Source organism: Roseivirga sp. UBA1976, from assembly GCF_002336325.1.
GTDB lineage: Bacteria > Bacteroidota > Bacteroidia > Cytophagales > Cyclobacteriaceae > Roseivirga > Roseivirga thermotolerans.
On record NZ_DDDQ01000105.1, the window covers coordinates 1 to 17,345 of the forward strand.

At 43.6% G+C, this 17,345-nt stretch carries 20 protein-coding genes; 8 read left to right on the top strand and 12 right to left on the bottom strand.

The window, feature by feature from the left end:
- On the top strand, positions 1-541 hold a 541-nt coding region (locus tag B3763_RS10310; protein ID WP_286746235.1), incomplete at its 5' end, for a lytic murein transglycosylase.
- A gap of 3 nt (positions 542-544) precedes the next feature.
- On the opposite strand, the gene B3763_RS10315 is transcribed toward B3763_RS10310, so the two are convergent.
- The 7 genes from B3763_RS10315 to B3763_RS10345 all read right to left on the bottom strand — a co-directional run bounded on the left by B3763_RS10315 (position 545) and on the right by B3763_RS10345 (position 5,229).
- Positions 545-1,069 (bottom strand): DinB family protein, encoded by a 525-nt coding sequence (locus tag B3763_RS10315; protein WP_286746237.1) that lies wholly within the window; start codon positions 1,067-1,069, stop codon positions 545-547.
- 134 nt (positions 1,070-1,203) lie between these two features.
- Positions 1,204-1,476: a hypothetical protein gene (locus B3763_RS10320; protein WP_189629577.1), complete on the bottom strand. Its 273-nt coding sequence runs from the start codon at positions 1,474-1,476 to the stop codon at positions 1,204-1,206.
- Positions 1,477-1,617: 141 nt separating this feature from the next.
- Entirely contained in the window at positions 1,618-2,310 is a 693-nt protein-coding gene (locus B3763_RS10325; protein WP_286746239.1) for a hypothetical protein, read from the bottom strand.
- A gap of 2 nt (positions 2,311-2,312) precedes the next feature.
- A complete protein-coding gene (locus tag B3763_RS10330; RefSeq protein WP_286746241.1) occupies positions 2,313-3,050 on the bottom strand; it encodes a hypothetical protein in 738 nt (245 codons plus the stop codon).
- Positions 3,051-3,127: 77 nt separating this feature from the next.
- A complete protein-coding gene (locus B3763_RS10335; protein WP_286746243.1) occupies positions 3,128-3,904 on the bottom strand; it encodes a hypothetical protein in 777 nt (258 codons plus the stop codon).
- A gap of 67 nt (positions 3,905-3,971) precedes the next feature.
- Entirely contained in the window at positions 3,972-4,730 is a 759-nt protein-coding gene (locus tag B3763_RS10340; RefSeq protein ID WP_286746245.1) for a HEAT repeat domain-containing protein, read from the bottom strand.
- Complete coding sequence (locus tag B3763_RS10345; protein WP_286746246.1) at positions 4,717-5,229, bottom strand: RNA polymerase sigma factor; 513 nt, start codon at positions 5,227-5,229, stop codon at positions 4,717-4,719. The genes B3763_RS10340 and B3763_RS10345 overlap by 14 nt, the downstream gene beginning before the upstream one ends.
- A 191-nt stretch (positions 5,230-5,420) precedes the next feature.
- On the opposite strand from B3763_RS10345, the gene B3763_RS10350 reads away from it, so the two are divergent.
- Positions 5,421-6,140 (top strand): YdcF family protein, encoded by a 720-nt coding sequence (locus tag B3763_RS10350; RefSeq protein WP_286746248.1) that lies wholly within the window; start codon positions 5,421-5,423, stop codon positions 6,138-6,140.
- On the opposite strand, the gene B3763_RS10355 is transcribed toward B3763_RS10350, so the two are convergent.
- The 3 genes from B3763_RS10355 to B3763_RS10365 all read right to left on the bottom strand — a co-directional run bounded on the left by B3763_RS10355 (position 6,137) and on the right by B3763_RS10365 (position 9,432).
- Positions 6,137-7,501: an NAD-dependent succinate-semialdehyde dehydrogenase gene (locus tag B3763_RS10355; protein WP_286746250.1), complete on the bottom strand. Its 1,365-nt coding sequence runs from the start codon at positions 7,499-7,501 to the stop codon at positions 6,137-6,139. The genes B3763_RS10350 and B3763_RS10355 overlap by 4 nt on opposite strands.
- A 53-nt stretch (positions 7,502-7,554) precedes the next feature.
- Positions 7,555-7,857, bottom strand: a complete 303-nt coding sequence (locus B3763_RS10360) for an ArsR/SmtB family transcription factor (protein WP_189629569.1) — start codon at positions 7,855-7,857, stop codon at positions 7,555-7,557.
- Between the two features lie 165 nt (positions 7,858-8,022).
- Positions 8,023-9,432 (bottom strand): OmpA family protein, encoded by a 1,410-nt coding sequence (locus B3763_RS10365; protein ID WP_286746252.1) that lies wholly within the window; start codon positions 9,430-9,432, stop codon positions 8,023-8,025.
- A gap of 179 nt (positions 9,433-9,611) precedes the next feature.
- Here B3763_RS10365 and B3763_RS10370 point away from each other — a divergent pair, with 179 nt between their 5' ends.
- Positions 9,612-10,121: a metallophosphoesterase family protein gene (locus tag B3763_RS10370; protein ID WP_286746254.1), complete on the top strand. Its 510-nt coding sequence runs from the start codon at positions 9,612-9,614 to the stop codon at positions 10,119-10,121.
- A 38-nt stretch (positions 10,122-10,159) separates the two neighbouring features.
- Here B3763_RS10370 and B3763_RS10375 read toward each other — a convergent pair whose 3' ends face one another.
- Positions 10,160-10,327, bottom strand: a complete 168-nt coding sequence (locus B3763_RS10375) for a hypothetical protein (RefSeq protein ID WP_286746330.1) — start codon at positions 10,325-10,327, stop codon at positions 10,160-10,162.
- 249 nt (positions 10,328-10,576) lie between these two features.
- On the opposite strand from B3763_RS10375, the gene hisS reads away from it, so the two are divergent.
- The 4 genes from hisS (at position 10,577) to B3763_RS10395 (ending at position 15,114) form a co-directional block, all read left to right on the top strand.
- Complete coding sequence (gene hisS, locus B3763_RS10380; RefSeq protein ID WP_286746260.1) at positions 10,577-11,953, top strand: histidine--tRNA ligase; 1,377 nt, start codon at positions 10,577-10,579, stop codon at positions 11,951-11,953.
- Positions 11,954-12,091: 138 nt separating this feature from the next.
- Positions 12,092-13,741, top strand: coding sequence for a gliding motility-associated C-terminal domain-containing protein (locus B3763_RS10385; protein WP_286746262.1), 1,650 nt, complete (start codon positions 12,092-12,094; stop codon positions 13,739-13,741).
- Positions 13,742-13,762: 21 nt separating this feature from the next.
- Complete coding sequence (locus B3763_RS10390) at positions 13,763-14,095, top strand: YbaB/EbfC family nucleoid-associated protein (protein ID WP_189629565.1); 333 nt, start codon at positions 13,763-13,765, stop codon at positions 14,093-14,095.
- Complete coding sequence (locus B3763_RS10395; protein WP_189629564.1) at positions 14,095-15,114, top strand: glycosyltransferase family 2 protein; 1,020 nt, start codon at positions 14,095-14,097, stop codon at positions 15,112-15,114. Before B3763_RS10390 ends, B3763_RS10395 begins: the two co-directional genes overlap by 1 nt.
- Here the strand turns inward: B3763_RS10395 and B3763_RS10400 are convergent.
- Entirely contained in the window at positions 15,111-15,329 is a 219-nt protein-coding gene (locus B3763_RS10400) for a PspC domain-containing protein (RefSeq protein WP_189629563.1), read from the bottom strand. The two genes, B3763_RS10395 and B3763_RS10400, sit on opposite strands and share 4 nt — an antisense overlap.
- Positions 15,330-15,453: 124 nt before the next feature.
- Between B3763_RS10400 and B3763_RS10405 the strand changes: the two genes are divergently transcribed.
- A complete protein-coding gene (locus tag B3763_RS10405) occupies positions 15,454-17,247 on the top strand; it encodes a tetratricopeptide repeat protein (protein ID WP_286746265.1) in 1,794 nt (597 codons plus the stop codon).
- The last annotated feature ends 98 nt before the right edge of the window (positions 17,248-17,345 follow it).

The window sequence follows — 17,345 nt, forward strand, 5'->3', positions numbered from 1 at the left end:
AAGAGCCAGCTTTTTTAAATCGGAACTGGCCAAATTTCTGGAACTTACTTCTAAAGAAAAACTGGACCCTCTGGCGATAAAAGGATCATATGCCGGGGCCATGGGCTTCTCTCAGTTTATGCCCAGCAGCTACCTGGCCTATGCCAAAAGCTTTGAAGACGATGGCAGTGCTGACCTGATTTCTGACCCTGCCGATGCCATTGCCAGTGTGGCCAACTACCTGAAGGTACACCGATGGCAGCAAGGTGAACCCGTGGCCACCAAAGCCACTTTTACCCGCAAGGTGACTAACCTGAACAAACAAGTGATCAAACCCAAAAACAAACTTTCTGACTATACGGCTCTGGGAATTAAACCTGCAGCAAACCAAATACCCGGCAGCACTCCGGCCACTTTAGTTATTCTGGACAACGAAAGTGACAAAGAGCACTGGTATGGTTTCTATAACTTCTATGTGATTACCCGGTACAATAGAAGCCCCATGTATGCCATGGCTGTTTACCAACTGGCCGAAGCCATGAAAAGCAAGAAAGACTGGTAGCAATTAGTTGAACCCATATTCCGGAGGCGTTATTCCATTGAGTCTCAGATAGAGTACTGCTTTGGCTCTATGGTTGGTAATATGGTCTCTCATAAACAAAAATGATTGCCATTTGGTAAGCGGAAAAGCTCCGTGTGATTTCCCCTGGGTGAGCAGTTCACTATCTGTCATGCCATTAAGCGTGGTTATTACTTCATCGAAAGCGGCCGTCAAGGCATCTATTATTTGCTGTTTACTCATAGTAGCGGCATTTTGCTCTACCCCTGAGTAGCTTTTCATAAGAATAAACCGGGTATTCATAGAAAGCAGGCTATTGGCCATATGTGTCATTTGTTGACCAAACGACTTAACTCCTGTTGTTGGTGTATAGCTATACTTATCTTCCGGCATAGCTTTGGCCACGGCCAGAGTTCTGGCTTTGGCTAACTCCCACACCTTGGTTTGTTGTTGAGAAAAATTAAACTGCTGAGCCTGAACTCCGGCAGACATGAGCAGCATAATAGAAGTGATAATTATGGTTCGTTTCATTTCTTTTCTTACAAAGAAAGAACCTGAACCTTAAGTTATAGCGGTAATTCTTGCTTTAAAAAAGTAGAGCTCTGCTGTTGCAGAGCTCTGTGGACAGAAAACACTTCTTATGCTAATATATCTCAAACCAAAAACTAATCAGGCATTTGTAAGTGTTTCGTTTTTTGAATTAGATGTTCAACCTCAACCTTTGTAATCACTTCTTTGCCCTCTTCCCGTAATTCTTCCAGTAACAATTCTGCCACAAGTTCTTCCTTTAGTTCTTTAAGACTTTGTTTGCAGAGTGTATCTAAATAGGCATTCAGTTGCGGACAGCAGTTTTTTTCGACATGAAAAACCACACCGCTAATGGTGATCTTATCTTGGCCATTCATGGTTGTCGGGTAAAAAGTTGGTTGATAAAACATCTAGCAGGTTCTTTGTGGTTAGACTCGGAAGCAATAGTTTGGTTACTTCTTTGCCTAGTATTTATACTCTATAGATGCCTGCAAAGCCAAAAATGTTGCATAACATCCTCAATTTTAACAGTTGTTAAGTCAATTTAACATTTACCGCTGCGCCCTGAAGTAAATATTCGAGGTAACCGTCTCCAATCGAATTCGTTTTCCGCCACTTCCCAACTTCCCGTTGATCTTGTGAGAACTAATTAGCGGAAGCCCCTTATCTACCCTGGTCTGAAACTCTCTGTTGGAGTAAATTCCTCCATTCACCGTCTTAATCTCCACCTCTGCTCCTTCTTTTTCAGGCCATGTAAGGTTTATGGTTCCTGTGATGGTTTTTGCCATTAACTGCCCATAAACACCACTTATTTCCAGATCTCCAATAATGGACTCTACCGATATATCGGCATTGGCCGGAATACTTACTTCTACCTGTGCATCTATACACACGCGGGTAGCATTGTCTTTATTGTCCCAGGTAAGAGCATTCTCATCGTCACAATTGTAGTAACCCCTGGCCTTAATTTGTTTATCATCGAACGAAACATTGAGCTTTACATTCCCACCTGACTCTTGCAAGGACACACTCATCAGGTCATTTAGCTGCCCATCGTTTATCGAATAAAGCACCCGAATTCCAATCTCTTTTTTATCCCAGTTCACCACTTTAATGCGATCTACCAGACTGGCATCTACCATGAGGTGCCTTCCATTATAGTCCACCTGTTTTTCAAAAGTCTCGGTTTGAGCTATTCCCTGAACAGCCACTACCCAGAAGATAATTGCGAGCAGTTTTTTCATGGCTAATTATTTCTAAGGTAAATGTGACCGTACTTCGACTTTATCCTGACCGATTCTGCTCCTTTGCTGGCTGAATAGCTGGCTACCATTTGCTCACCTATTCGCTCACCACCGGTTACCTGAATGGGTGAGGTAAGATTAGAAAATATTTGTCCCCAGGAGGTAGACACCTCAAGCTCCTTGAGATTGGGCTCTGCGACCTTCACGTCAGCACCACCATAAGTCGCCACTATCTCTAGCATTTTGGGCATTTCTACCACTTCTACCAGGCCATACCGGGCTTCAACCTCAACCTCTCCTTCTTTGGGAACGAATACTTCAAGCTCTATATCAATACGAGTTCCATTGTGGTAACTCCCTTTTCCATTACCAAATACCAGGGTTTTACCGCCCCGTTTTATACTTACATTCTTCGATTCTTCGATATCCTCATCGATAAAGATGTACTGACTCTTGTACTTGTCCAGATTCTCCAGCTGAGACTCAATAAGAAGTACTCCTGATTTTCTGGAATCGAGGAGCTTGAAATCGTCTCTTACTTCTTCTCCATTAATAAAAACCCTGGCCTTAATGAGCACCTCCTGCTTATTCCATGTTCTCAGTTGAATAAGCTGAGGATAATCGAATTGGAGTGCCAACTTTTCTTGGGGGCCGAGTGCGTAGGTTTTCTCCAAAGTACTTTGACCAAAAAGCCCTCCGGAGATGCACAAAAGAGCAAGTGTTATTGCAATTGTTTTCATGATAGTTTGAGTTTTTGATGAAAAAACTGCCTGCCGCTGAGATACCAATTATCTTTTGCGACAGGCAGTTACTGCATTTATTTCTTTCTCAGGTATACGTTGCCATAAGAAGCCTTTAACTCCAGCTCTACTCCTCCACCATTGAGTGTTCCTTCAATTGCCGAGCTGATTTTGCGTATTTCTTCCGTTTTAGGAAATTCAATGTTCAGATCGGAGTAAGCCTCTCCATAGGGAGTTTTTACCAGCAGATTGGCCTTGGTATTGGTAGGTAGAGTAACATCTACGGTTGAATACACAGAAACCAGTGAAGTGGGGCCTTTTTGGCTAAGCGAAGCAAAATCGGCTTCAATTTTACCGTAAATGGTATTTACCAAAGCAGGACCGGTTATGTTTTTCAGGTATACAGAGTTGTATCTTCCGGAAATTTCAAGTTCGGTAGAAAGTCCGCTAACCTCAATTTTACCACCCTCATGCTGGCCTGTATGTTCTATCTGCACCTTCATGCCTTTGGGCACTTTAATTACGTATTTCCCTTGCGATCTTCTGGCGGCTTGGAATACAGTAACTTCATTTCCTGAAGTGGTCACATTGAGCCCTATGCCTGTATTGTCTTCTCCCCTGGCACTCAATGGCTTTAAGCCTTGCGCTCTTTCCGGATGGTCTCCATGATTTTCGCTTGTCATAAGCACCTGATTGCCATCGTGAGCCTCTACAGCAACACGGTTCAATTCTTTGAGGATAAGGGTCTTACCTGAAGGATTGGATACATCTAACTTAAATTCCTGGGCGTTGAGTCCCGTAAGTGTTGCAGCAGTAAACAATACTGCCATTACCATTCTGTTTAACTTATTCATTTTCATCGTTTTATTGTTTTCAGATATTTGAGTTTGTTCTTTGGACTGTCTTGTTGACTATTTTGAATTACATGTCTTTGAGTTTGAAAATACCTATGTAGGCTTCGTCTCTTACTTCTTTGAGCACCTGATCCTGTTCGGTTAGTTTTTCGAGCGATTCTATGGCCGATTTCTCCTGCAAGGCCACCAAAGCCTCAATAATGGCTATTTGTGCGGCAGGCTCATTCTCTTCTAACAAGGCTCCAGTGAGTGCCTGAACGGATCCGGGTTGTTTTCCCATTTTGGCCAGAGCCTCTACAGCCTTAATGCGCACATGCATGTTTGGGTCGTTTTTCATCACCGCAAAGAGTGTGATGAGCATTTCCTCATCGGGACGTTCAGCATGCTTTATTTGACTAACCGCCTGCAGCCTGCCACTGGCCGAATTGCTTGATAACTGTTGCTTGAGCAGTGCCAGCTCTTCTTTGATCTCAGACACCTCGGTATTTTGAGAAAAGTGCTCTCCTACCCAAAAGCCTACCAGTACAAGTGCTATTGCAGCAGCCACTCTCAAACCCCAGGTTTGCCAGTTGGTTTTTAACTCTACCACTTTAGGCTCTTTTGCCTCACTTGCCTCCTCAATTTTGGCAAACAGATCATCATCATTCAGCTCGGTTCTCACCTTCCTTAACTCGGCAGCCATCAGTATTTGCTGTCGGTAAGATTCCAGTTCAGCGGGAAGATCTTCTCTTTGAAAGAAAACCTGGAGTTGCTTTTCTTCTTCCAGAGAAGTCTCTCCACTGAAATATTTTTCTATTAATTGCTCTATTTCTTTATTGGCGTTCATATTCTGTCTCTTTTAAATAGGCCTCTCTTGCTGCCTTGCGGGCTCTTGAAAGCCCCACTCTTATGTTGTTTATCTGTAGACCGGTTTGCATAGATATTTCTTCGTAGCTATAGCCTTCAACATCGCGCAGCATCACCAGCAGCCTTTGCTGGTCAGGGAGCGTATCGAAGGCTTTGAGCATTAGCTTCATGCTTTCTCCCAACTCCAAACTCCTGTATGGATTGGATAAGCCCGATTCAACTTCCAGTGTCTGCACGTCTTCATGATGCTTGTGCTTTTTAGACTTTAGTTTATCAATGCATCGGTTTTTGCACACCGTCACGGCTAGAGCTTCTACACTACGATACTCTCCTAGTTGTGCTCTTTTATCCCAAAGCCTTACCATTACATCCTGAAGCGTATCTTCGGCCTCTTCGACCGACTTTAGCATTGCTAGTGCTATTCTGTAAAGCCGATCTTTAAGCGGTAAAACTTTGGTTTTAAATTCCTGCAACTCCATTCAATTGTATAGACGAGCCTTGTCTAAAGGCATTACACTGTTTTGAAAAATGCTTGAAAAAATGAGTCAATGATCATTGTATCTCATTGATTTTCAAAAGATAAGGTTTATCAAATAATTGACATTATTTTCGCTATGCATTCCATATGTTTTTTATTCTATCAAAGATACTGTCTCTGTTTGTAGGTCCGTTGACCTGGGTTATCGGCTTGCTCATACTTTCTGTTTTCTTAAAAAATTCCCGATGGAAGAAGCGCTGTTTTTGGCTTTCTGTTGGGCTATTGGCCTTTTTTTCTAATCAATATATTGCCAACCGGGTTATGCTTTGGTGGGAACCTGAGCCGGTACCCATGAAGGAAATGGCTTACTACGATGTGGCTGTGGTGTTTTCAGGAGTTACCAAAGGCAGTAAAACTCCAAGAGACCGAATCTACTTCAATATGGGTGCTGACCGGATCACCCATACCCTCCAGCTTTACAACGAGGGAAAAATTGGGAGAATTCTGGTAAGTGGGGGGCTGGGCTTCGAACAAGTAGACAATAGCAGAGCGGCCGATAGGTTGAAATCTTTTCTAACTATGGCTGGTGTACCCGATTCAGTTATTGTGGTTGAACCACATGCCATTAACACCCACGAAAACGCGGTGAAATCGGCCGAATTATTAAACAGCCATTTTCCGGGTCAGAACTACCTACTCATCACATCTGCTTTTCACATGAAAAGAGCATCGCTCTGCCTGAAAAGGCAGGGTGTCGATTTCGATACTTTTCCGGCCGGGTATTTAACAGACCGAAGCACTCTTAACTTTGATGACCTTGTAATACCTCGCGCTTCAGCCATTGGCAAATGGGAAACACTTTTCAAAGAATGGGTTGGATTGGGTATGTACCGGGTAATGGGCTATATCTAAGGCAGCACAATGGTTTTCTGGTTTACAAACTCGCGGATACCCAGATGAGACAGCTCTCTACCATATCCTGATTTCTTTATTCCTCCAAAAGGCAGCCGGGGATCTGAAGCTACCATTTGGTTCACAAACATGGCTCCGGTTTGTACCTTGCGAGCTACTTCAAGACCTATTTTAGGGTCTGCTGTCCAAACAGAGCCTCCCAAACCAAAACGGGAGTTATTGGCAATTGCCACTGCATGGTCAGTATCTTTGGCTTTGATTACGGAAGCCACCGGACCAAACATTTCCTCCTCGAATGCAGGCATACCTTCCTTTACCCCGGTAAGTATAGTTGGTTCGAAGAAAGCTCCTTGATTACCCGCCATTTTCCCTCCCAATTCTATATGGGCACCGGCCTTGACCGACTCACTCACTTGTCTTTGCAGCTCTTCGGCCAGCGATAGAGAGGCCATTGGCCCACAATTGGTTGATTTTTGAAGCGGATCGGCAGGAATATAGGTTTTCATAAAGGCGGTAAACTTATGAATAAACTCCTCATAGACACGTTCCACCACAATGAAGCGCTTGGCTGCTATACAGCTCTGGCCGCAATTAATCATTCTTGCCTTGGCTGCTATACGACAGGTTTTATCAATATCGGCATCGGCCAATACGATGAAAGGATCACTTCCACCTAGCTCAAGCAAGGAACTTTTTATGTTTCGTCCGGCCGCCTCCGCAACTTTAGCACCGGCCAGTTCACTTCCTGTTAGTGTAACAGCCACAATTCTTCCGTCATCAATAAGCGCCTCTACTCTGGAAGATTCGATCAAAAGATTTTGAAATACCCCAACGGGAAAGCCTGCTTCTATAAAGAGTTGCTCAATAGCCAGGGCGCACTGCGGAACATTGGATGCATGTTTAAGAATGCCCGTATTTCCGGCCATAAGAGTTGGCGCAGCATAGCGAAACACCTGCCAGAAAGGAAAATTCCAGGGCATAACTGCCAACACGCAGCCTATGGGTTCATAACTAATAAAGGCTTTGCCTGAATCTGTTGTGAGAGGCTCATCTCTTAAGAATCGCTCCGCATTTTCTGCATAATACTCACACACCCAGGCGCATTTTTCTATCTCCGCTATTCCTTCGTTAATGGTTTTACCCATCTCTAAAGTCATTAAACGCGCCAGGTCTTCTTTTTGGGATCTGAGTTGAGAGGCTAGCTGAATAAACAGCTTACCACGGTAAGCAAACGATTCTGCCGACCATGATTTAAAGGCCTGCTCGGTTCTTTCTAAAGCTGATTCCACATAGGCCGATGAATGCGGTTCAAACTCGGCTTCGATCTGGTTGTTGGTGGGATTAACAGATTGTATTGCCATACTCTAATTAAGTCAAACTAAAGCTTAATTGTTACGGCTTAACCGGGAATTTACTAGAACACAATCACATCTACATCTTCTAACACTTTAATGAGGTCGGGTACTTCCTTCATTCGCAAGAAATAGAAGATATTCTTACCTTCTCGCTTGCTGCCGAGAATTCCCTTCATTTTCATGTTAGCCAGATGGTGGGAGGTTAGTGATTGTTCCAGTCCAAGGTAAGCGGTAATGTCGTTAACCGACATTTTCTCATGCTCATTGAGCAGGTCGATGATGCCAATTCGCATCGGGTGAGCAATTGTTTTGAGCACAAAAGCAATTTTCTCGACCCTGTCTACGTCCAGTTGCTCTTCCATTTGGATAGGTTTGCTTCAAATATATGAACATACGTTCATATTAAAAAGCGAAAACTGTAATTTTTAACCCCAAGTTGGAGCCATTGCCCACCGAAAAGATATACCGGGTTCAATAAAAAAAGCCAGACGTTGATTCGCCTGGCTTTTCACTAGATATTAACTGATCTATCTATAGATAATTTCTATCTCTACTCTTCTGTTGGCTGCTCTACCGGCACTGGTGCTGTTATCAGCCACAGGGTTAGCAATACCATATCCATCGGCACTAATTCTGCTTGGGCTAATACCCTGTTCTACAAGGTAGTTCTTCACAGCGTTAGCTCTTCTTTTAGACAGCTCAAGGTTTGAAGCTGCATTGCCGGTATTGTCAGTATAGCCACTCAACTTAATATCGAAGTCGTTTTCTTTCATCAGCTGAGCCACTTGATTGAGCGAAGCATAGGAACTAGATCGTAACACATCACTTCCGGAGTTGAACTGAATGCTCTTAACCGCAAGGTCTAATACCTGTTGCACTTCTTCCTGCACTTCAGGACAACCACCATTGCTGGCAAGTCCGGCAGTTTCCGGGCAGCGGTCATCACTATCTTTTACACCATCACCATCTCTGTCGGGGCAACCATTTAGTGTACCAGCCACTGTCGGACATTGATCATCGCTGTCTTTCACACCATCACCATCTCTATCAGGACAGCCATTGAGTGTACCGGCCACGGTTGGACATTGGTCTTCTGAATCCTGAATACCATCTCCATCCGTATCAGGACATCCGTTGAAGCGCGCAATACCGGCCACATTAGGACACGCATCCTCACTATCTTTTATACCGTCACCATCAGCATCAGGACAGCCATTGAGCTTTCCTGCTACCGCAGGACACTGATCGTCTTTGTCCAATACGCCATCGCCATCCGTATCGGGCCATGGGCATCCTTTGTTTTCTGCAGGTCCGGCCTGAGTAGGACAAGCATCTTCTTTATCATAAATGCCATCGCCATCCGAATCTTTTTTGCTGCTTAAGGAGAAGGATACTCCCAGTGAATACTGCATGTAGTTAGGAGCCTGCTGAACACTCTTTTTATAGGCAGCGCCCACTTCTATGCTAGCGCCTTCGGTTAGCTTAAACTCAAGTCCGGCTCCAATCGGCACATGACTCAGCAAGCCATCTTCAAACTCTTCGTATATGCCTTCTATATTGCTGAAAGAAGTGAGTCCATAGCCTATAAAAACAAACGGAGCTACTTTAGACTCTTCTTTGAGGACATACCCATTAGCCAACTTATAAACCAGTCGGGCATCCACATCGAATACATTACCCACGAAAATATTTTCATGGCTCAACTTACCATAAGAGGTTCCCAGCTCTAAATCTAAACTATTGTTGAGGTAGCGATCCACCCCTACTCGAAAACCGGCACTACCCAAGTCTCCAAAATTGAAGAGGCTCTCATAGTAGCGGTAATCAAACTTGTTATTGATGAGGTCAATGTCAATCCACCACTTGTCGTCAGCGGTTTGGGCATGAGCAGTAAATGCAAAAAGAATTGCCGTAAGTGTTAGTAAAAGTTTTTTCATCGATTTAAGGTTTTTGTTGTGTGTTACAGACTCAAAAATACCACCAAACTGTCAGACAATAAACAGTCTTTGAGTAAAAGAGACTACACGATAAATAAAATGGCATTTTTTTTTGAATCCGCATCAAAGCGAGGCCAGAAAAGTTTCTTCATCCTAGAAATGATTCCCAAATTAGGAACATGAAAATTGGCCTTATTTCCGATACTCACGGGTTTCTCGATGATCGCGTTTTTCATCATTTTGAGACATGCGATGAAGTATGGCATGCCGGTGACATTGGTGAGGGCGGGGTGTTAGAGGCCTTGCAAAATTTCAAACCCACTCAAGCGGTTTATGGAAACATAGACGGCCCCGAGATGCAGCGGGAGCTTCCGGAATACATTGCAACCTCTATAGAAGGCTTAAAGATTCTAATGATTCATATCTGTGGAACTCCGGGCAAATATGCCAGAAGGGCGAAAGAACTTATTGCCGAGCACTCTCCTGACCTGCTCATTTGTGGCCATAGCCATATACTTAAAGTAATGCCCGATAAGCAAAACCAACTTTTATACATGAACCCTGGCGCTGCGGGAAGGCACGGTTTTCATCAGGTGCGAACGCTGTTGCGCTTCGACATTGCCCAAGGAAGGGCACAAAACCTGGAAGTTATTGAATTGGGTAAACGAAGTGAAATAAAAAAGCCCTGACTTCAGGGCTTTCATTAGGTTATATTTTTAAAAGATGCTTATTCAGCAGACTCTTCTTTTTTCTCTTCTTTAGCAGGCTTCTCTTCTTTAGCAGCTTTTTCAGCCTTAGGGGCCTCTTCTTTCTTTGCCTTGGCCTTAGTTTCTTTCTTAGGCTCTTCAGCGTTGAAAGACGCCTTCAGCTCCTCTTTATCAACGTTTTTCAACACAGGTTTGCTGGTAAGAAATTTAATTCTGCTCTGTCTTTGAGCCGCTTTTTGCTTATTTCTTCTGCCTTTTCTCTTTAATCTTGTTACTCCCATGACTAAGACCTTATTTCTAAATGAGGGGCAAAGATACTGGTTTAATATTCATTTGCGAATATTTTGACGAAGAAAAACTGTCATTTTTTTCCTATAAGTTAGGAAGAGCTACTCAGTGAGCCATGGTTTTACTAGTTTTGGCAAAAATTTGAATAGATGTCTAAGAAACCATCCCTTCCCAAAGGCACCAGAGATTTCGGTCCGGAACAAATGTTCAAACGAAGCTTTATTATCGAAACCATTAAAAAGGTGTTTGAAAAATACGGTTTTATGCCTCTGGAAACTCCGGCCATGGAAAACCTGAGTGTTTTAACCGGTAAGTATGGGGATGAAGGCGATCAATTGCTCTTTAGAATCCTCAATTCGGGAGACTTTTTGAGTAAGACTCAACCGGCAGATTTCGAAGAAGGCACTAAATCGTTGGTACCTAAAATCTCCGAAAAAGGGCTCAAATATGACCTTACAGTGCCTTTTGCCCGCTATGTGGTAATGAACCGCAACGACATCACCTTTCCGTTCAAGCGTTACCAGATTCAGCCGGTATGGCGAGCCGACAAACCTCAAAAAGGGAGGTATCGAGAATTTTTTCAGTGCGATGCAGACATTGTAGGTACCGACTCGCTGGTTTGCGAGGCCGAGTTGCTGGCCATGGTGCAGGAGGTTTACAAATGCTTTGCTTTCGATGCCTATAGCATCTCTATAAGCAACCGTAAAATACTGGAAGGAATTGCCGAAGTGTGTGGAGCCAAAGAAGAGTTTAGCCGGTTTTGTGTGATTCTCGACAAGCTAGACAAGATAGGCAAGGAAAAGGTGTTTAATGAATTGGCCCTTCTTGGTCTGAATAAGCAATCGCTTCACCGACTCGATCAAATTCTGGCACTTTCCGGCAATAATGTGGAGAAACTGGATGCCCTGCTCTCCCTGCTCAACGAATCTGAAATAGGCCAAAAGGGAATTGCCGAAACCAGAGAAACTCTGGACAACCTAAGTTTACTGGGCTTTCTGACCGACAAAGTACTTGTGGACTTTACCCTGGCCAGAGGACTCTCCTACTATACCGGCATGATCTACGAAGTGAAACCTACCACTATTAAAATGGGAACAATTACGGCCGGTGGACGATACGATAACCTCACAGGAGTTTTTGGACTAGAAGGTATTTCAGGCGTGGGTATTTCTTTTGGAATCGACCGTATTTACGACACCCTCGAAGAACTCAATCTCTTCCCCCAAGCCAAAGCAAGGTACAGCAAGCTTTTGATCGTGTCGTTCGATGATGCTGCACAAAAGCATTCGCTTAATCTGCTATCTAAACTAAGAGCGGCAGGAATTAGCGCAGAACTATACCCTGAACCCGCCAAGCTTAAGAAGCAATTGGGTTATGCGGATAAAAAAGGGATTCCCTATGTCTTATTGGTAGGTTCTGAAGAAATGAAAAACCTGCAATACACGCTTAAGTATATGGAAACCGGTAACCAAGACAGCTTCAGTATAGAAGATGTGATTAAACATCTGCTTGAGGAAACGAACTAGCAAATACGGTTTTGTTTTACCTAATTTGAATAAGTTTCCAATACGCGCTACGTTTATTGGATAGTTCAAATGGATATTCTTCACGTTCATATCCTTTCATTATTGACACGAAGCCGGTGGGGTAAATTTATACTGCTCATGCTGCTTTTTGCACTGCCCTATGGCGCTTATGGCCAGTTCAATAGTAGTAAGGGTTGGATAGAATCTGATTTTGTAGCCGGTTGCGCCCCCCTTTCATTTGTAATTAAACACACCGGCCTTAAACCGGGCACCTTATTTTACACCATAGATGGCGATCCTAACAACCCACAGTTTACCAATGCAGATGGAGCCCTGGACCCCGGAGAAGAGAATACTATTGAGTACCTGGACCCCGGCACATACCATATCATATTGGTCGATCAGGGGGTAATCAGAGAATACGACAGCCTAAAAATCACTGTATATCCTAACGATCCGCCACAGGTTTCTTACAACTCCTGCCAGGGCAACAGCGTGCAACTGGAATTCCGGAAAGATCAGGACATATACGATTTTTATCGAATAGACTTTGGAGACAATAACATAGTAGAACACGATGGCGAAAGCCCCCTAAACTACAGCTATAGCACTCCCGGAGTTTATCGGCTCACCGTGCGTGGTATGCTCAACACAGGCAATGCCTCCAGTTGCCGTGTGGCTATTTTCAACGTATCCTCTTTTGAAAACCTCCCTCCTCCCGTTCTCAACACAGTAGAAGTAGTGGATGAGCAAAGTTTTCGAATTGCCTATGAGGAACTTGAACCTAACCTCAATTATACCCTCGAAATTAACCGGGGCAACGGATTTGAGGTAGTTACTTCTATTAATCCTGACAACAACCCTACCTCATTTGAGTATAGCAACAACGCTCTTTCTTTAAACGATTCTTATGTGGGTATCCGCCTGATGGTAGCCGATGACTGTGGCACTCAAACCATTTATTCGGAGACAGGTTACACCATTGCCTTTAGTTTATATGATGAATCGGTTGACGATAATATAGAAATGACCATTGCCTGGCTTACCAGCACCACAGACTTTAGCGACATACGGCTACACCTGAACGGTTTGGAATGGCAAACTTACTCTGAGGCTGAAAATAGCAACGGACAATCCCTTTCTTTCAACAGCTGTACCGAACTAGGCACCCTGCAAATGGTGTCTGTGTTTAACGGGGTTACGTCTCTGAGCCAAAGCCTTGAACCATTTAATGGTCAGCCCTTCACTTTACCGGCTCCACCGGCTCCTCAAATAAGCGTTCGGGGTGCTGTGGTAGAAGTAGTTCTGCCAGCCACTAATTTTCCCTTGGGGCGATACATTCTGTACAGGAAAGATATTGAAGCAGACTTTGCAGAGATATTTAGCACCGCAGAAACAGAAATAACAGACACCACCATTCCACCGGGTACTTCCGAGGTATGTTACCGCTTGGTTTATGAAGACGCGTGTGGCAACCTTTCCGAAACCAGTGAGCAAGTATGCCTCATACTTTCTACCAATCTGGGTGTTCCTAATGCTTTTAGCCCCAATGGCGATGGAATCAATGACATTTTCAAAGTAAGTGATGGAATTTATAACAACTTTGTACTGAGTGTTTACAGCCGATGGGGAAGTCTCGTTTTTGAAACCACCAACCCCTCAGAAGGTTGGGACGGAAATTTTAACGGTGAGCCCGCGGCATCCGGAACCTATCTTTACCGTGTCTCGTTCGAGAATGCGGACAACCAACCCATAAGAAGAACAGGTTCTTTTATATTAATTCGATAGCTTTGACAAAAAATACAGGCCATGTTTGATATGATGAAAATGATGGGCAAGGTGAAGGAGATGCAAGCCAAAATGAAAGAAGCCCAAGAGAAGCTGGAGTTCATTGAAGAAACCGGTGAAGCCGGAGCAGGAATGGTAAAAGCCACTGTAAACGGCAAGAAAAGCGTAGTCTCTATTGAAATTGACGAAAGCCTGTTGAGCAAGGATGACAAAGAAATGCTTCAGGACCTTACCGTTGCGGCCATTAACAATGCCATGGAAAAGGCCGACATCCGGGCAAAAGAAGAAATTAAGAAAAGTACTGAGGGGCTTATGCCCAATATTCCCGGAATGGATCTGGGCAATTTATTTTAATGGAAAAACTTTCTGTTGTTCTCCTCAACTACAATGGGAGAGCCCACCTGGAAACATTCTTACCATCGGTAGTTGCTCACAGCCAGCCACACACCGTATATCTGGTAGACAATGGCTCTACCGATGATTCACTCCAATGGGTAAAGGCAAACTTTCCTTCCGTAAAAACCATTGCTTTTTCTCAAAATCATGGTTTTTGCGGTGGTTACAACAAAGCACTGCCCCTAATTGAGTCTGAGTATGTGGTGCTCCTCAATACCGATGTGGAAGTAACCAAAGGGTGGATTCATGCTCCCTTACAGTTGCTAGAACAAAACAGAACCATTAAGGCCCTTCAACCCAAAATACTCGATTATAAGAAGAAAGATACTTTCGAATATGCCGGAGCTGCCGGTGGTTATATCGATTGGATGGGCTACCCTTTTTGTCGCGGCCGGATTTTTGAAACGCTCGAAAAAGACAACGGCCAATATAACACCAACACTCCCATTTTTTGGGCCTCGGGCAGCTGCCTTTTCGTGCACCGCAAAACCTACCTAAAACTTGGCGGTCTCGATGAAGACTTTTTTGCCCATATGGAAGAAATAGATCTCTGTTGGCGCATTTGGAATGCCGGGTTTCAGGTGAGTGTAGCTACCGAAAGCATCGTATTTCATTTGGGTGGAGGTACATTAGACAAGTCGAAACCCAAAAAAACTTACCTCAACTTTAGAAATGGTCTAAGCCTGCTCATTAAAAACGAAACCATTGGCCACCTGCTGTGGAAATTCCCTTTGCGCTTAGCCCTGGATTGGGTAGCTGTATTCAAGTTTTCTGTACAAAGCGGCCCACAACACGGCCTGGCCATTCTGCACGCCCACTTGAGCACTTTTTGGTATATGAGAAGAACATGGGCTAAAAGAAGCAAGAAAAGCCAAAGTTTACCCAACATTCCAATCTACCGAGGGTTTATAACCTGGCAGTATTTTGTAAAAGGCCGGAAAGTGTTTGCCAATCTGAACCGAAAAAACCTACCCTAATTATACCAAACAGGGTTTTGTCTTCTTCTAAGATGTTTTCTAATGTTGATGATATAGGCCAAACCCAAATAAACAATGAGAGGGGAGCCAAAGGTTAGAAAAGAAGAGTAAATGAAAAACAAACGGATGCTAGAGGTAGAAAGATTGAGCTTCTCCCCTAGTTTGGTGCATACCCCAAAGGCCTGATTCTCAAAAAACTGCTGAATTCTTTCCATTTAGCTAAAAGATGTACCAATTTAGAAACAAATTCCAATTGGTGAAATCGGAAAGTACTAAAAAATTATTAAACTTGCAGCCTGCTAAATCAGGCTTAAACAGACGAAAACAATCAAAATTCTTATGAAAACCCGAACTGCTAAAAAGTTTTTTCTAGTTGCACTTGTGGGCATCTTCTCATTCACGGGCTGTGCACTCAGCACCATGAAGAAAATGGCCAAAGATCAACAACTAACGGTGACTCCAAGCCCACTTGAGGTACATGCAGACACTGTAAGATTCGAGTTATCTGCCAACCTTCCGGTTAAAATGCTTAAACCAGGCAAGGTGTACCAACTGAATACTTTCTATACCTACGGAACACAAGAGCGTCAGCTAAAAACCATAGAGTTCAGAGAAGTTGACTACCCTAATGCTGGTACCGAACAACCAAAGAAAACCGAAACCTATGCCTTCCCATTTGTAGAGGGTATGGAAAGAGGTAATCTTCAGGTTCAAGGCCGTGCACTAAACCCTAAGAACGGCAACTACCTTGAGACCGAGCGACTTGGCATTGCCGATGGCGTAATCACTACTTCAAGACTGGTACAGTCTTCTTACTATGCCTCTTATGCCCCTCACGGTTACAACGATCAGGAAGAATTGATCCCTACTAACGTAGAGTTCTACTTCGATCAGGGAAAATCGGTATTCAAAACTTCTGAGAAAAACAGTGACAGAGGTGAGCGCTTTGCTGCCTTTATTGCCGAGAAAAACGTAACAAGAACTGTTACCATTACCGGTACTCACTCTCCTGAAGGTAGAGAAACATTCAACTCAGAGCTTTCTCAGGAAAGAGCTGCCGCCATTGAAAAGTGGTATAGAGAAAAAATGGATCAGTATGACTACAAAGGCATGGCTGATCAGATCAGATTTATTCTTAAGCCAATTGTTCAGGACTGGAACGGTCTAAAATCTATGCTTGCCAGCTACGATGGTATCACTGCGGCTCAAAAAGCAGAGTGGACTAACATTATCAATGGAGCCGGTTCATTTGAGCAAAAAGAAAAGCAGCTACAAAAACTAAGCACTTACAACAAAGTGTTTAAAGACATCTACCCTAAGCTTAGAACAGCTAAAACAGAAGTGTTGACTGTGAAGCCAAAGAAATCGAGAGAAGAAATTGCCACGCTGGCTACTCAAATAGCTAACGGTTCGGCTTCGGCAAGCGCTCTTTCTCTTGAAGAATTGCTTTATGCTGCTGCCAACAACCCTTCACTTACTGAAAAGCAAAAAATCTACGAAGCTGCTGCCAAGAAAAGCGATACTTACGTAGTGCACAACAACTTAGGTGCTGTACACCTACAGTTAGCCATGCAAACTTCTGGCAGAGAAATGACTAACCATGTTAGAACTGCATTGAACCACTTCAATATTTCTAACCAAAAACAAGCTAACGTATATGCTCAAGCCAACATTGGTATGGCTCTAGCTATGCAAGGCAACCTTTGGGGAGCACACGATGCGCTTACAAAAGCAGCCGGAATGAACCCAAGCAACGAAGTAAGCCAGGGTATTAACGGTGCCAAAGGAGCTGTAGAAATCAAAGTAGGTCGTTACGATCTTGCCATTGGTTCATTGAACAGAGCTACTAACCGTTCTGTAGATCAGTTCAACAAAGGCCTTGTACAGTTGTTGAGAAAAGACTTCAGAAATGCACAGTCTACTTTGGAAAGTGTAATTAGCAGCGACAGAGGTTATGTAGTTGCTCACTATGCTGCTGCAGTTGCCGCTGCCCGTCAGGACAACGAGAACAAAGTAATTGAGCACCTGAGAAATGCCATTAGTGCCGATGCTTCTTTGAGAGCTAAAGCTGCTAACGACCTTGAGTTTAGACAATACACTGGCTCACAAGCATTTCTTGACTTACTGAAATAAGTAAATCATTAAAAAAATACTCGAAAGCCCCGAATGTGATTCGGGGCTTTTTTTATGCCAATTTATCAGTTCATTCTGTATTAAAAATATCTGAGCTT

Coding starts and splice junctions, on each gene's coding strand:
- B3763_RS10320 (WP_189629577.1), bottom strand. CDS start 1,476: ATGTTTTATCAACCAACTTTTTACCCGACAACCATGAATGGCCAAGAT.
- B3763_RS10360 (WP_189629569.1), bottom strand. CDS start 7,857: ATGGAAGAGCAACTGGACGTAGACAGGGTCGAGAAAATTGCTTTTGTG.
- B3763_RS10405 (WP_286746265.1), top strand. CDS start 15,454: ATGAAAACCCGAACTGCTAAAAAGTTTTTTCTAGTTGCACTTGTGGGC.
- B3763_RS10400 (WP_189629563.1), bottom strand. CDS start 15,329: ATGGAAAGAATTCAGCAGTTTTTTGAGAATCAGGCCTTTGGGGTATGC.
- B3763_RS10315 (WP_286746237.1), bottom strand. CDS start 1,069: ATGAAACGAACCATAATTATCACTTCTATTATGCTGCTCATGTCTGCC.
- B3763_RS10335 (WP_286746243.1), bottom strand. CDS start 3,904: ATGAATAAGTTAAACAGAATGGTAATGGCAGTATTGTTTACTGCTGCA.
- B3763_RS10395 (WP_189629564.1), top strand. CDS start 14,095: ATGGAAAAACTTTCTGTTGTTCTCCTCAACTACAATGGGAGAGCCCAC.
- B3763_RS10340 (WP_286746245.1), bottom strand. CDS start 4,730: ATGAACGCCAATAAAGAAATAGAGCAATTAATAGAAAAATATTTCAGT.
- B3763_RS10325 (WP_286746239.1), bottom strand. CDS start 2,310: ATGAAAAAACTGCTCGCAATTATCTTCTGGGTAGTGGCTGTTCAGGGA.
- B3763_RS10390 (WP_189629565.1), top strand. CDS start 13,763: ATGTTTGATATGATGAAAATGATGGGCAAGGTGAAGGAGATGCAAGCC.
- B3763_RS10355 (WP_286746250.1), bottom strand. CDS start 7,501: ATGGCAATACAATCTGTTAATCCCACCAACAACCAGATCGAAGCCGAG.
- B3763_RS10365 (WP_286746252.1), bottom strand. CDS start 9,432: ATGAAAAAACTTTTACTAACACTTACGGCAATTCTTTTTGCATTTACT.
- B3763_RS10330 (WP_286746241.1), bottom strand. CDS start 3,050: ATGAAAACAATTGCAATAACACTTGCTCTTTTGTGCATCTCCGGAGGG.
- B3763_RS10370 (WP_286746254.1), top strand. CDS start 9,612: ATGAAAATTGGCCTTATTTCCGATACTCACGGGTTTCTCGATGATCGC.
- B3763_RS10385 (WP_286746262.1), top strand. CDS start 12,092: ATGCTGCTTTTTGCACTGCCCTATGGCGCTTATGGCCAGTTCAATAGT.
- hisS (WP_286746260.1), top strand. CDS start 10,577: ATGTCTAAGAAACCATCCCTTCCCAAAGGCACCAGAGATTTCGGTCCG.
- B3763_RS10345 (WP_286746246.1), bottom strand. CDS start 5,229: ATGGAGTTGCAGGAATTTAAAACCAAAGTTTTACCGCTTAAAGATCGG.